The following is a 13,621-nucleotide window of genomic DNA, read 5'->3' as shown; positions in this document are numbered from 1 at the left end:
GTAGATAACATTTTAATCCCTAGCTTTCGTGGTAGATTAAACATTCAAAGCAGTGGGGGGAAGCGTATGATTATTTATTTACATGGATTTGATTCAACCAGTCCGGGCAATCACGAGAAAATTTTACAACTGCAATTTATTGATGATGATGTGCACTTTATCAGCTATAGCACACAACATCCTAAGCATGATATGCAGCATTTATTGAAAGAAGTGCATCGCGCGATTGAACGTTCAGATGATCCCCATCCACTGATTTGCGGTGTTGGATTAGGCGGATATTGGGCTGAGCGAATAGGTTTTCTGTGTGGTATTAAGCAAGTAATGTTTAACCCCAACTTGCACCCAGAACGCAATATGCAAGGCAAAATTGACAGGCCAGAAGAGTATGAAGATATTGCCACGAAATGTGTTGAGCAGTATCGCATGAAAAATAAAGGCCGCTGCCTAGTTTTCTTATCACGACAGGATGCAGTTTTAGATAACCAGCAAACGGAACAGCAGTTACAAGCCTATTATTCGATTGTATGGGATGAAGAGCAACCACACAAATTCAAAAAAATCTCTCAGCATTTACAGGCTATCAAAGCGTTCAAAAACGCTTAATGATTCTCGATGAACCTTGATTTCAGCAGCCAGTTATATGGCTGCTTTTTTATGTAATCAATTTTGATGGTGATCTGAAATTATCCTTCATACGCTCAAGAGATAGCGATAGAGCAGCGTATTTACCATCAAGAGAATGACGCATGTAAAACAATAATGATCTATGTTAAGTCGATGAATATAGAAAGATTTTAACATAATTCTTACTTAGGTATTCAATAGGTTTGTTAGAGTGACCGTTTATTTCGATTAATGAACGGATAAACGCTGATGATGAAACACACGATTCCATTTTCATTGAGTACACTCTGGATCGGATTATTGACTTCTAGTTTTGCTGTAGCAGACGTTACCGATACAAAAAGCCCATGGAGTGGTGATGCTAAGCTTGGGTTTATTTATTCTAAAAATAGTGCATCAACACTGTCGGTAAACTCAGGTGCGCTGGTTAAATATCAACAGGGGCAATGGCGACAGCAGTTAGCATTAGCGACCTTTTATTCCTATAAATCTGACAGTAATGATGATGGTACGAACAAGTATCGTCTTATTTACGATATTAAACATGATGTTAGCCGGCACTTGTTCGTATTTGGTAATAGTAAGTATGAGCATGATCAGTATGCGACCTATCGTCATCAAGCTTTAGCAGTTGGAGGACTTGGGGCGACATTACTGGATACAGAAACCACTAAAGTGGATCTAGGTTTAGGTCCAGGTTTTCGTCATTCGGTACGTCAGCCTTCTTCGACGGTGCAGGGTTCACGTAGTGATAATGAATGGATTGCGAATGCATTTGTACAAGCGCAAAGTGCGATTAGCCAAAATTTAGCGATTGGTGCGTCAGCGCGAGTCGATTATGGTGATAGCAATACAACGACGAGCATAAAAGGCTCATTATCCAATAAATTGGCTGAACGTTTAGCTTTGGTTTTTGATACGGAGTACATCAATAACAGCACGGTTGCTAAAGGAAAGAGCCGCGATGAAATTTATAGTACGCTTAGTTTAAGTTATGCTTTTTAGTTTGTCACAGAGATTGATTGACGAGTGGTTAGTTAACGAATAAAAAAGGCGTCCTTAATAAGGACGCCTTTTTAATCGGTATAACGAGTTAGAAAGACTGAGGTTTAGTCATGCCTGCCGCTGCTTGTGTACGTGCAGCTTGGCTACCAGCACCTTGAGGCTGATAACGTTGGTCACGGACTGGAGCTGCCACGACATTGATCTCTTTTAAGTCTGCTGAACCCGGGGCTTTTGCCATTGGAGCAAACGCATAACCTTGTTTGCGCGCATGATTGGTTAACGTAGGGGCGTTAATGACAATCGGTGCTTCTTCAGGTAATAAGTCATCGGTTTCAACAATCACAGGTTCAATATCCGTATCGCTGATCACCAATGGCTCTTGTAGATCTTCAACGGTCTCATTTTGTGTCTCTGATTGTGGAGCACACTGTTCTATGCTCTCAACAGAGGTCTCTATTGACTCGCTAGCGACGATAATCTGCACTTCTGCATCAGGCGTTGCTTCACTTGTTATAGGCTGCTCAACAACGCTTTGCTGACTATCGACGGTCGTGACTAGCGCATCTTGTGATACAACGTCTGTTTCAGTACGACGAATGATCACTTTACCCATGGCCATTTCTGGGAAAGCAAATCCACCGAGCACGACAGTTGGTGTCACTGGCGAAGCCTCAGTATTGAGATCAACAGACGGTTGATGGGTCGTTACCTCTGTTGGCGTTGCTACTGCTTGATGCTGTTGTCCATGTGGTTTAGCAAGGTCATAACGCGGCATGACTTTACCCATTGCCATTTCAGGCGATGCCACTCCTCCTTTACGTAGGCGGAAAGGATTTGGACGGCGATCACGACCACGACGGCGACGTTGTCCACTGGCACGTAAGTGGCGAGGTGAACGGCGATTACGGCGTTGTTTCTGTTCGTCTTGATCTTGAGCATCAGCATGACTGGTTTGCTCTTGGTCGACTGGGCTTTCAATAGCTGCTAATGGTGTGGTGTCAACCAGTGTTGGTATTGCTTGTTCCGCATCAGGCGATAACACTATCGGCTCATCAACGACAGGATTTGAAGTTTGTTGATCCTTAACGCGAATCGACTTCTCCAACTTACGACGTTGACGGCGTTCTTTCACAACCGCTGGTTTTACTTCTTGAATGTCTGGCGTGATGGCTTTGTCGGCACGAGGGGATGGAACGGCCTCTTTTTGTGCTTCTTCAGCCAGTTGACGACCTTGCTCTTGAAGTTTGAGCGATTGGTTGTTGTCTCGTTGTGGTTTATTACGACGAGGCTGCTCAGGACGCTCTTGGGCAGGTTTGCGATCTTGTTGTTTACGTGGTGCAGGCGTTGCTGATTCTTTGTCTGCCTTTTCAACCACGTCATCCGCTTTGCGTTTATTGTGCTTATCACGCGGATTACGGCGACGTTCATTACGCTCACGACGAGGTTGTGCGGGTTTCGTTTCTATTTGAGCGGGCACAACGGGTTCTTTCACTTCTTCAGACGTTGAGCTGAATAGCGTTGATAGTGCTTTAAAGAAACGGCTGACCAGTGTCGGCTGCTTTTCTGTTACTGGTTCTGCTGGCGCTGTTTCTACTTGAACCCTCGGTGTCGGTGCATTTTGGGCTGGAGAAGCAAAACCTTTCAGTACTGGCTCTTCAATACGCTTAGGTTTAATTTCAGCGTCAGTCAGTTCTTTCCCTTCGGCTTCTCTCATTGCTTCCAGTTTATTTGGGATCAAGTAAGAGAGAATCTCTTGCTCTTCGCCTTCACGAATACGTAGCACTTCAAAATGTGGCGTTTCCATATCCGAGTTAGGGACAATGGTGATTTTCACTTCTTGATTACGTTCAATATGGTTAATCGAGCGGCGCTTTTCATTCAGCAAATAAGACGCGATTGAAACAGGTACCACGGCAAGAACTTGAACCGTATTGTCTTTTAGTGCTTCTTCTTCGATAAGGCGCAGTACAGATAATGCCAGTGATTCATTGTCACGAATAACTCCAGTGCCTGAGCAGCGAGGACAAATGTGATGACTGGCTTCTGCTAGAGAAGGACTTAAACGTTGACGAGACATTTCCAACAAACCAAAGCGAGAGATACGCCCGATTTGTACGCGAGCGCGATCTAAACGCACGGCTTCACGTAAACGGTTTTCAACTTCACGTTGATGGCGAACTGGTGTCATATCGATAAAGTCGATCACCACTAGGCCGCCTAAGTCGCGAAGACGCAATTGACGGGCAATTTCATCCGCAGCTTCTAAGTTGGTATTTAAGGCAGTCTCTTCGATATCACTGCCTTTGGTTGCACGAGCCGAGTTGATATCGATCGACGTTAAGGCTTCGGTTGGGTCAATAACAATCGAGCCACCAGAAGGCAGGCGAACTTCACGTTGGAAGGCCGATTCAATTTGGCTTTCAATCTGGAAGTGACTGAATAGCGGAACCTCACCGTCGTATTTCTTTACGCGACTGGCAAAGTCTGGGCGAATAAGACGGATATGCTCAAGCGCTCGTTCGTAAATGGTATTGCTATCAATGAGGATTTCGCCAATATCACGACGTAAATAGTCACGGATCGCACGAACAATGACGTTACTCTCTTGGTGAATGAGAAAAGGCGCTGGGTTGGACTCAGAGGCTTGCTTAATGGCACTCCAATGATTGAGGAGAACATTCAGATCCCACTCCAGTTCTTCAGCACTTTTTCCGACTCCCGCAGTACGGACGATAAGTCCCATACCTTGTGGTAAGACCAAGGTGCTTAATGCTGTTTTTAGATCGGTACGCTCATCGCCTTCGATACGGCGAGAAATTCCGCCAGCACGAGGGTTGTTGGGCATAAGAACTAAATAACTTCCGGCTAATGAAATAAAGGTGGTTAAGGCTGCGCCTTTACTGCCACGCTCTTCTTTCTCAACTTGAACAATTACTTCTTGGCCTTCACGCAGCACTTCTTTAATGCTTGGACGACCTTGGTAAGTGTAACCTTCAGGAAAATAATCGCGGGAAATTTCTTTAAGAGGGAGGAAACCGTGTCTTTCTGCACCATAGTCAACGAATGCAGCTTCGAGACTAGGTTCAATACGAGTGATACGGCCTTTGTAGATATTGGCTTTTTTGGACTCATGTCCAGGACTTTCAATATCTAAATCAAACAGTCGCTGGCCATCAACCAAAGCGACACGCAACTCTTCTTTTTGAGTTGCGTTAATTAACATTCTTTTCATTTAAAATCTCGTTATCTTTTCTTTGTTTTGATTATTATTCTTGTTGTTGTATTTCGTTTTCACGGTGCCAGATCCCATGGCTTATTGATTACAGCCTCCCGGCTGGAGGGGATGCTCTGAGGGCACTTCAGTTATCACAAGCATACGTTTGCTTGTGAACCGCGCGGTGGCGGTAGGTACTCAACATGAAAAGGCGAGGAGTAGAACAACAAGAAAACCGCTATCAATCGTGTCTTACGCCATATGCTGCACATCGATAGTCAGAGAACTACTCACATTTTTGCAAGGAATAAAAGGCTAAACAACATGCCAAACCTTTCATACTTTGCAGCTGTGAACTATAGCAGTGACTGCTAAACTCAGCAATCGGCATTGTAAGAAACTCCTTATTTTTTTAACGGTCTGTACAAAAAGATCACAGTTCGCGAGGTCTACGTCACGAAAAACGTCAATAACTTTGTGATTCTTTGATTCACTGTCATAGGTGTTTCAAGGTGTAACGAAGATTTGCTGTTATTTTCGCCAGTTTGAAGTGGCATTTATCGTAAACGTAGTTTTTTCCTGTGAAGAAAAAGGTGATTTTCCGCCAATTAAGGTTAAAATGGCGGTTATGAGCGAAATTAAAACCCAAGTCCAGTTCGTCGATATCGATGAAGATATGGCTGGTCAACGCATTGATAATTTTTTGCGTAACCAATTAAAAAATATTCCTAAGAGCGTGGTTTATCGAATCTTGCGCAAAGGAGAAGTGCGAGTTAATAAAAAGCGCGTTAAGGCTGAGTATAAACTGGCCGCAGGCGATAGCATCCGTATTCCTCCGGTGACGATGGAGGTCAATGACTCAGAACCGGCCGCACCCAGTATCAAGCTTAATCGCGTTGCTGAACTAGAAGCGTGTATCGTCTATGAAGACGATCATCTTTTGATTCTCAATAAACCTTCTGGAACGGCAGTACATGGTGGTAGTGGTTTAAAATTTGGTGCAATTGAAGCTTTGCGAGCATTGCGTCCACAGGCACGTTTTTTAGAACTCGTCCATCGTATTGACCGAGACACGTCTGGTATTCTATTGGTCGCTAAGAAGCGCTCGGCCTTACGTCATTTACAAGCGCAATTTCGTGAGAAAACGGTACAAAAATACTATTTTGCATTGGTGATGGGGCGTTGGCCTGCGAATGTTAAAGTGGTCAATGCACCATTATTAAAAAATGAGGTTAATAGTATTGTTCGGGTAAACCCTAATGGTAAACCATCAGAAACTCGTTTTAGAGTGCTCGAACAGTTTGCCCAGGCAACTTTGCTTCAAGCAAGCCCGATTACAGGGCGAACGCACCAGATACGTGTACACACTCAATATACGGGTCATCCCATCGCTTGGGATGACCGATATGGTGATCGCCGATTTGACGCCTACGTGAGTCAATTTTCCATTAATCGACTGTTTTTACATGCTGCCAATATTCAATTTATGCATCCCGCAACAGGAGATAAAATGGATATCAGTGCATCATTGGACGCGTCCTTAGAACGTGCATTAGGACAAATGCGCCAAGCTTGATGGTTTTTTGGGGATGAATCTCGCCTCGGTGTGTATTGTCGTGGTGAGATTCGTTCGATGATTAAATCACTCTAATCTGTTCACTTTCTAAGAGTTTAATTAGCTTAATCAGTGGCAAACCGATTAATGAATTGGGATCATCCCCCTCCAAACGTTCAAAGAGAGCAATGCCCAGTCCTTCGCTTTTAAAGCTCCCAGCGCAGTAGAAAGGCTGCTCTTTATCGACATATCGAGCTACCATATCTGGTGTCAGCGTACGAAAGTGTACTTTAAAAGTATCGATAGTGACTTGCGTTTGTTCGGTTTGAGTATTGTGTAGCGCGAGACCAGTGTAAAAAGTGATGGTTTGACCACTTTGTTGCAGTAACTGATGAATCGCTGTCTCTCGGTTGTATGGTTTTCCAATGATTTGACCATTGATAACACATACTTGATCTGAACCAATCACTAGACTTGGTGATGATAGCTGGCAAGAGCGCGCTTTGTTGGTCGCTAAGCGCATCACCAGCTGTTCTGGTGTCTCGTCAGTCAACGGTGTCTCATCACAATCAGGACTAGCGGTAACAAAAGGAATAGCCAGTTTTTCTAGTAATTGTTGTCGATAAGGTGAGGTTGAAGCCAAAACTAGTTGGTAATTTTGCATTTTGATTTACAATTGTCTTCAGTGTATGAGTAGCATACCGGAAACTGGCAGATCGTCTCAAGTAAAGTGAGCGATATGGTACACCTTACGACGGATTAATCCTGTATTTATCATACAATAGTAACGTGCTTCTTAAGCCAATAGCGAAATAAGGCATAGCAACTTTTTTGCCTTTTTCTTTGACTAAAACAATTTTGGAAGATAATATTCGCGCCCTATGCAAAAGGTAAAAATACCGCGAACGATTGACCCGGCAAAAGCCGCTCAAAAACGATTGGATTATGATGGTATCATTCAAGCCAGTCTTTTAAAGCGCTTAGAAGAGTCAGTTGATGGCGTAAAACGCGACGCACAAGTCTCATTGTCATTTGGGATGGATGAACAGCAACTGGTTGTTATCTCTGGTAAAGCTAACATCGAAGTTGATTTAGAGTGTCAGCGCTGTAATCAAGCATTTGCACATGAATGCACCATTGAGTTTACTTATACTCCTTACTACAGTGAGCAAAGTGAGCAAGATGCACCGGATGAGTACGATTTGGTAGATCCTAACGAGTACGGTGAGATTGATTTGATTCAGTTAGTTGAAGACGAGTTCATTCTTGGTTTACCCCAAGTAGCGATGCACGATGAAGCGGATTGTAGCGTTAACTCAGACAATTTGGTGTTTGGTGAGATCCCCGACGAAGTGTTGGATGATAAGCCGAATCCATTCGATGTTTTAAAAAGTTTGAAGAAGTAAATCTTCAATCCATAACACAGGAGTAGGGTCAATGGCCGTACAAAAGAGCAAGAAATCACGTTCAATGCGTGGTATGCGTCGTTCACATGATGCGCTAACTTCAGCTGCACTATCTGTAGATGCAACTTCAGGTGAAACTCACCTACGTCACAATGTAACCGCTGAAGGCTACTACCGTGGCAAAAAGGTTATCAACAAGTAAGGTTGTGACCTTTGCAAAATCTAACCGTTGCACTTGATGCAATGGGCGGGGATTTCGGTCCTCGCGTTACAGTGCCTGCCGCCGTGCAGGCACTGTCGCATTTCCCAGAGCTAAAAGTGATATTAGTGGGTGATCATAGCGCGATCACTCAGCAATTATCTTTACTAGGTTACCAACCCGATCCTCGTTTGAGTATTGTGCACAGTGATCGAGTGATCGCTAACTCAGAAAAACCCTCACTAGCATTACGCCATAGCCATGACAGTTCAATGGGTTTGGCTATCGATCTGGTCGCTCAACAACAGGCGGATGCTTGTGTCAGTGCTGGTAACACCGGCGCGCTGATGGCACTCTCACGTTTTCGATTAAAGCTTCTCCCTGGGATTGAGCGTCCGGCATTAGTAACCGCTTTACCCACGATATCGGGTGGTAAAACGTGGTTATTGGATCTTGGTGCGAATGTCTCTAGTGATGCTGATTCCCTGTTTCAATTTGCAGTGATGGGATCGGCATTGGCTGAGCAACATTTACAACGTTCCCCCCGCGTGGCGATTTTAAATATTGGCGCGGAAGAGATAAAAGGTAATGATCTGGTTAAGCGTTGTGCACAGCTGCTAAAGCAAACTCAAGCGGTGAATTTTATTGGCTATATTGAAGGGAATCAGTTATTGATGGATGCCGCCGACGTTGTGGTGTGTGATGGATTTGTCGGTAATGTTTGTTTAAAAACCTGTGAAGGGACTGCACAACTCTTTATTGATAAGTTAAAAAATCTCTTTTTAGCCTCATCCATAAAGGGTTGGATTGCCCGAAAAGTGTTTTCTGAACTGTTTTATGAATTAAAAACCTTGAACCCCGACCAGTATAACGGCGCAAGTTTGCTAGGATTACGCGGCATAGTCATTAAAAGTCATGGAAGTGCCGATGTATCCGCAGTCGTCAATGCGATAGGTGAAGCGGTTCATGAAGTGAAACGACAAGTCCCCAGCCGCATAAGCGATCGTTTGGAAGCGGTTTTACTCGAGAGGCATTATTAGTCTTCATGTATAGCAAAATTTTAGGTACTGGCAGCTACTTGCCATCTCAAGTGCGTACTAACGCAGATTTAGAGAAAATGGTAGATACCAATGATGAGTGGATTGTGACCCGGACGGGGATTCGTGAGCGTCGAATTGCCGCTGATAACGAAACCGTCGCCGATATGGCATTTTATGCTGCTGAAAAAGCCATCGAAATGGCGCAAATTGATAAGAATGAGATTGATCTGATTATTGTTGCCACGACGAGCGGCAGTCATACTTTTCCCTCTTCTGCTTGTCAGGTTCAAGCTAAGCTCGGGATCAAAGGTTGTCCAGCTTTTGATTTGGCTGCAGCATGCTCTGGTTTTGTGTATGCATTGTCGGTTGCTGATCAACACATTAAATCAGGCATGTGTAAAAAAGTACTGGTGATTGGTGCGGATGCATTATCGAAAACGTGCGATCCAACCGACCGCTCAACCATTATTTTATTTGGTGATGCGGCAGGAGCGGTGGTGGTTGGTGCTAGTCAAGAGCCCGGTATCTTATCAACTCATATCTATGCCGATGGTGAGTTTGGTGAGTTACTCAGTCTTGAAGTGCCTGAGCGTGGCGGTAATGTTGATAAGTGGCTGCATATGGCCGGTAACGAAGTGTTTAAAGTCGCCGTGACTCAATTATCAAAATTAGTCAAAGATACTTTAGCGGCGAATAATTTACATAAGTCGCAATTAGATTGGCTGGTGCCGCATCAAGCCAATTATCGAATTATTTCTGCTACTGCAAAGAAACTTTCTATGTCATTAGATCAAGTTGTGATGACGTTAGATCGCCATGGTAATACTTCAGCTGCAACGGTACCAACCGCATTAGATGAAGCGGTGCGCGATGGACGCATTCAACGTGGCCAGTTATTGCTGTTAGAAGCGTTTGGTGGTGGTTTTACTTGGGGCTCTGCCTTGGTTAAATTCTGATTGCTCCCCAATCACTTATTTGACGTTGAAGAGTCGCTTGACTCTTTATCCATTTTATTAGGTTAAGGAAAGAACATGAGCAAGTTTGCTATTGTATTCCCAGGCCAAGGTTCACAAGCAATCGGTATGCTTGCGGAGCTTGGTGAACAGTATGATGTTGTAAAACAGACGTTTAGCCAAGCTTCTGAAGTATTAGGTTATGACTTATGGGCATTAGTTCAACAAGGCCCAGCAGAAGATCTTAACCAAACTCATCGTACGCAACCCGCTATCCTTGCTGCATCGGTTGCTATTTGGCGTGTGTGGCAGTCATTGAACTTGCCTCAACCTGAAGTCTTAGCAGGACACAGTTTAGGTGAATACTCTGCGTTAGTATGCTCGGGGGTGATTGATTTTCAGCAGGCGATCAGCTTAGTTGAATTACGTGGTCGATTAATGCAAGAGGCTGTACCTGCTGGCACGGGAGCAATGTATGCGATCATTGGTCTTGATGATGAGGCGATTGCCAACGCGTGCCAACAAGCCGCTCAAGGTCAAATTGTTTCTCCGGTAAACTTTAACTCCCCAGGTCAGGTCGTGATTGCTGGGCAGAAAGAGGCTGTTGAACGTGCTGGTGTACTGTGCAAAGAATCGGGTGCCAAGCGAGCATTACCCTTGCCAGTGTCAGTGCCATCGCATTGTGCATTAATGAAACCCGCCGCAGAAAAATTAGCCATTGCGCTCGCTGGACTTCAGTTTAATAGCCCATCAATTCCGGTCATTAATAACGTTGATGTGCTGGCTGAAACGGATCCTGCAAAAATTAAAGATGCCCTTGTGCGTCAGCTTTATAATCCGGTACGTTGGACAGAAGCGGTACAAAGCATGAGTGACCAAGGGATTGAAAAACTTATTGAAGTTGGTCCAGGTAAAGTGTTAACTGGATTAACCAAACGCATAGTGAAAACACTGGATGCGGTAGCCGTAAACGATAGCGCTTCATTCGAAGCTGTGCAATAAAGTAGGAATCAAACATGAATGAATTCATGAGCCTTGAAGGTAAAGTCGCTCTAGTCACGGGAGCAAGTCGTGGGATTGGTCGTTCAATCGCAGAAGTGCTTGTCGCACGCGGTGCAACCGTGATTGGAACAGCAACCAGCGATAGTGGCGCAGATGCAATCAGTACTTATCTAGGCGAGAAGGGTAAAGGGTTTGCTTTGAATGTGACTGACCCTGCATCGATCGAATCGGTACTCAAAGCGATCAATGAACAGTTTGGCAGCATCGACATTTTAGTGAATAATGCCGGTATCACACGTGATAACCTATTGATGCGTATGAAAGACGAAGAGTGGATGGATATCTTAGATACCAACTTAACGTCGATTTTCCGCTTATCGAAAGCGGTATTACGTGGCATGATGAAAAAACGCCATGGTCGAATCATTAATGTCGGTTCGGTTGTTGGTACCATGGGTAATGCTGGACAAACTAACTATGCAGCGGCAAAAGCGGGCGTAATTGGCTTTACCAAGTCGATGGCACGTGAAGTTGCATCCCGTGGTGTGACTGTGAACACAGTTGCACCAGGTTTTATCGCCACAGATATGACAAAAGCGCTGAATGATGAGCAACGTGCTGCTACACTAGCGCAAGTTCCAGCGGGTCGTCTGGGTGAACCTCATGAAATTGCTTCTGCAGTGGCTTTTTTAGCGTCCAATGAAGCAGCTTACATTACGGGTGAGACTCTGCACGTCAACGGCGGAATGTACATGGTTTAATGCCAAGTGTTTGGAGAAGTTAAGCGACAGTCGTCAATAAATGCTGACTTTTCTTAACAGTTGGTTTTTAGGTGCGCAACATTTGTGCATGATTTATGTCAAAAATGGTGTGAATTTCGGTTAAAATCGGTAAATTTGTGGTTTGACCAGCAAGGTCCCCCTTGCAACTTTCACTAGTTCGAATAAACTACGGAATCACCGCATTAGGCGAAATCTGTAAAGGAAAAGAAAACATGAGCAACATTGAAGAACGCGTAAAGAAAATCATCGTTGAACAGCTAGGTGTAGACGAAGCAGAAGTAAAAAATGAATCTTCTTTCGTTGAAGATCTAGGTGCAGATTCTCTAGACACTGTTGAATTAGTTATGGCTCTTGAAGAGGAATTTGATACTGAGATTCCTGACGAAGAAGCAGAGAAAATCACTACTGTTCAAGCTGCGATTGATTACGTGACCAGCAACGCTCAGTAATGTTCTCCCCAGGCGGCCCTCTGGCCGCCTGAGTTTTTTAGTCATCTATCCCTCTCATAGAATGTTTCTATCCCGGAGAATATGATCGTGTCCAAGCGTCGTGTCGTTGTCACTGGCATGGGTATGTTGTCACCAGTAGGCAACACTGTAGAATCTTCTTGGAAAGCCCTGCTAGCTGGTCAAAGTGGTATTGTTAATATTGAGCACTTTGATACTACAAATTTCTCAACTCGTTTCGCAGGTCTAGTCAAAGACTTTAATTGCGAAGAGTATATGTCTAAAAAAGATGCCAGAAAAATGGATCTTTTTATCCAATATGGCATTGCTGCGGGTATTCAAGCTCTAGACGATTCCGGTCTGCAAATTACGCAAGCTAATGCGCCACGTGTTGGTGTCGCCATTGGTTCGGGAATTGGTGGTCTTGAGTTAATTGAATCTGGCCATCAGGCATTAATCGAAAAAGGTCCACGTAAGGTTAGCCCATTTTTCGTTCCCTCAACCATTGTTAACATGGTTGCAGGTAACCTTTCTATTATGCGTGGTTTACGTGGTCCAAATCTTGCAATTTCAACCGCTTGTACCACTGGATTGCACAATATTGGTCATGCCGCACGGATGATTGCTTACGGTGATGCCGATGCCATGGTTGCGGGTGGTGCAGAAAAAGCCTCCACACCTTTAGGTATGGCTGGTTTTGGTGCTGCGAAAGCGTTATCCACTCGCAATGATGAACCACAAAAAGCTTCACGCCCTTGGGATAAAGATCGTGATGGTTTTGTATTGGGTGATGGTGCTGGTGTGATTGTGCTTGAAGAGTATGAACACGCTAAAGCTCGTGGTGCTAAAATTTATGCTGAGTTGGTCGGTTTTGGTATGTCAGGTGATGCTTATCACATGACTTCACCAAGTGAAGACGGTTCTGGTGGCGCTCTAGCGATGGAAGCCGCGATGCGTGATGCTGGAGTCACAGGGACTCAAATTGGTTATGTTAATGCTCACGGAACGTCAACTCCGGCCGGTGATGTCGCGGAAGTAAAAGGCATCAAACGAGCATTAGGTGAAGAAGGCGCTAAACAAGTATTAGTCTCTTCAACCAAATCAATGACGGGTCACTTGCTCGGTGCAGCAGGTTCTGTTGAAGCGATCATTACCATCATGTCGTTGGTTGACCAAATTGTTCCACCAACCATTAACCTTGATAACCCAGAAGAAGGGTTAGAGATAGACTTAGTGCCCCATACGGCGCGTAAAGTATCAGGTATGGATTATGCGATATGCAACTCGTTTGGCTTCGGTGGTACCAACGGTTCACTGATTTTTAAACGCGTATAATTAATCTATCTGATTGAGTTTGAGTTTAAACGGCTTGGTGCTTTGCATTAGGCCGTT

General features: G+C 44.4%; 13 protein-coding genes. 11 read left to right on the top strand and 2 right to left on the bottom strand.

All coding sequences use genetic code 11. The annotated features are described in order from the left end of the window. The first annotated feature begins 66 nt into the window (after positions 1-66). The gene (gene ycfP, locus FKQ60_RS03075) at positions 67-606 is read left to right on the top strand and encodes an alpha/beta hydrolase YcfP (protein ID WP_040904480.1); all 540 of its coding nucleotides are present in this window, start codon (positions 67-69) and stop codon (positions 604-606) included. 270 nt (positions 607-876) lie between these two features. Continuing rightward, positions 877-1,632: a DUF481 domain-containing protein gene (locus FKQ60_RS03070; RefSeq protein ID WP_158138169.1), complete on the top strand. Its 756-nt coding sequence runs from the start codon at positions 877-879 to the stop codon at positions 1,630-1,632. Positions 1,633-1,720: 88 nt separating this feature from the next. Here FKQ60_RS03070 and rne read toward each other — a convergent pair whose 3' ends face one another. Then, a complete protein-coding gene (gene rne / locus FKQ60_RS03065; protein WP_199249803.1) occupies positions 1,721-4,864 on the bottom strand; it encodes a ribonuclease E in 3,144 nt (1,047 codons plus the stop codon). A 610-nt stretch (positions 4,865-5,474) separates the two neighbouring features. Between rne and rluC the strand changes: the two genes are divergently transcribed. Then, entirely contained in the window at positions 5,475-6,422 is a 948-nt protein-coding gene (gene rluC / locus FKQ60_RS03060) for a 23S rRNA pseudouridine(955/2504/2580) synthase RluC (RefSeq protein WP_170906004.1), read from the top strand. Between the two features lie 61 nt (positions 6,423-6,483). On the opposite strand, the gene FKQ60_RS03055 is transcribed toward rluC, so the two are convergent. Beyond that, entirely contained in the window at positions 6,484-7,065 is a 582-nt protein-coding gene (locus FKQ60_RS03055; protein WP_154168607.1) for a nucleoside triphosphate pyrophosphatase, read from the bottom strand. A 217-nt stretch (positions 7,066-7,282) separates the two neighbouring features. On the opposite strand from FKQ60_RS03055, the gene yceD reads away from it, so the two are divergent. The 8 genes from yceD to fabF all read left to right on the top strand — a co-directional run bounded on the left by yceD (position 7,283) and on the right by fabF (position 13,564). Beyond that, the gene (gene yceD / locus FKQ60_RS03050; protein WP_040904477.1) at positions 7,283-7,807 is read left to right on the top strand and encodes a 23S rRNA accumulation protein YceD; all 525 of its coding nucleotides are present in this window, start codon (positions 7,283-7,285) and stop codon (positions 7,805-7,807) included. A gap of 31 nt (positions 7,808-7,838) precedes the next feature. After that, complete coding sequence (gene rpmF, locus FKQ60_RS03045; RefSeq protein ID WP_004395602.1) at positions 7,839-8,009, top strand: 50S ribosomal protein L32; 171 nt, start codon at positions 7,839-7,841, stop codon at positions 8,007-8,009. Between the two features lie 11 nt (positions 8,010-8,020). Beyond that, on the top strand, positions 8,021-9,046 hold the full coding sequence (gene plsX, locus FKQ60_RS03040) for a phosphate acyltransferase PlsX (protein ID WP_004395601.1): 1,026 nt from the start codon (positions 8,021-8,023) through the stop codon (positions 9,044-9,046). A 5-nt stretch (positions 9,047-9,051) separates the two neighbouring features. Beyond that, complete coding sequence (locus FKQ60_RS03035) at positions 9,052-10,002, top strand: beta-ketoacyl-ACP synthase III (RefSeq protein WP_004395600.1); 951 nt, start codon at positions 9,052-9,054, stop codon at positions 10,000-10,002. 75 nt (positions 10,003-10,077) lie between these two features. Beyond that, complete coding sequence (gene fabD, locus FKQ60_RS03030; protein WP_004395599.1) at positions 10,078-11,001, top strand: ACP S-malonyltransferase; 924 nt, start codon at positions 10,078-10,080, stop codon at positions 10,999-11,001. Positions 11,002-11,027: 26 nt separating this feature from the next. Further along, a complete protein-coding gene (gene fabG, locus FKQ60_RS03025) occupies positions 11,028-11,762 on the top strand; it encodes a 3-oxoacyl-ACP reductase FabG (protein ID WP_040904873.1) in 735 nt (244 codons plus the stop codon). Positions 11,763-11,995: 233 nt separating this feature from the next. After that, positions 11,996-12,232: an acyl carrier protein gene (gene acpP / locus FKQ60_RS03020; RefSeq protein WP_000065130.1), complete on the top strand. Its 237-nt coding sequence runs from the start codon at positions 11,996-11,998 to the stop codon at positions 12,230-12,232. Positions 12,233-12,319: 87 nt separating this feature from the next. Then, entirely contained in the window at positions 12,320-13,564 is a 1,245-nt protein-coding gene (gene fabF / locus FKQ60_RS03015) for a beta-ketoacyl-ACP synthase II (RefSeq protein ID WP_040904872.1), read from the top strand. Positions 13,565-13,621 lie beyond the last annotated feature (57 nt).

The sequence above is a fragment of the Vibrio sp. A11 genome, from assembly GCF_013048705.1.
Classification (GTDB): domain Bacteria; phylum Pseudomonadota; class Gammaproteobacteria; order Enterobacterales; family Vibrionaceae; genus Vibrio; species Vibrio metschnikovii.
Note: the sequence above shows the minus strand (reverse complement) of the source record. Positions and strands in the feature narration are given on the sequence as shown.

What these genes read in the sequence shown, in the direction of transcription:
- rpmF (WP_004395602.1), top strand. Translation starts at nt 7,839, where the DNA reads ATGGCCGTACAAAAGAGCAAGAAATCACGTTCAATGCGTGGTATGCGT.
- rne (WP_199249803.1), bottom strand. Translation starts at nt 4,864, where the DNA reads ATGAAAAGAATGTTAATTAACGCAACTCAAAAAGAAGAGTTGCGTGTC.
- FKQ60_RS03055 (WP_154168607.1), bottom strand. Translation starts at nt 7,065, where the DNA reads ATGCAAAATTACCAACTAGTTTTGGCTTCAACCTCACCTTATCGACAA.
- FKQ60_RS03070 (WP_158138169.1), top strand. Translation starts at nt 877, where the DNA reads ATGATGAAACACACGATTCCATTTTCATTGAGTACACTCTGGATCGGA.
- FKQ60_RS03035 (WP_004395600.1), top strand. Translation starts at nt 9,052, where the DNA reads ATGTATAGCAAAATTTTAGGTACTGGCAGCTACTTGCCATCTCAAGTG.
- yceD (WP_040904477.1), top strand. Translation starts at nt 7,283, where the DNA reads ATGCAAAAGGTAAAAATACCGCGAACGATTGACCCGGCAAAAGCCGCT.
- ycfP (WP_040904480.1), top strand. Translation starts at nt 67, where the DNA reads ATGATTATTTATTTACATGGATTTGATTCAACCAGTCCGGGCAATCAC.
- fabG (WP_040904873.1), top strand. Translation starts at nt 11,028, where the DNA reads ATGAGCCTTGAAGGTAAAGTCGCTCTAGTCACGGGAGCAAGTCGTGGG.
- rluC (WP_170906004.1), top strand. Translation starts at nt 5,475, where the DNA reads ATGAGCGAAATTAAAACCCAAGTCCAGTTCGTCGATATCGATGAAGAT.
- acpP (WP_000065130.1), top strand. Translation starts at nt 11,996, where the DNA reads ATGAGCAACATTGAAGAACGCGTAAAGAAAATCATCGTTGAACAGCTA.
- fabD (WP_004395599.1), top strand. Translation starts at nt 10,078, where the DNA reads ATGAGCAAGTTTGCTATTGTATTCCCAGGCCAAGGTTCACAAGCAATC.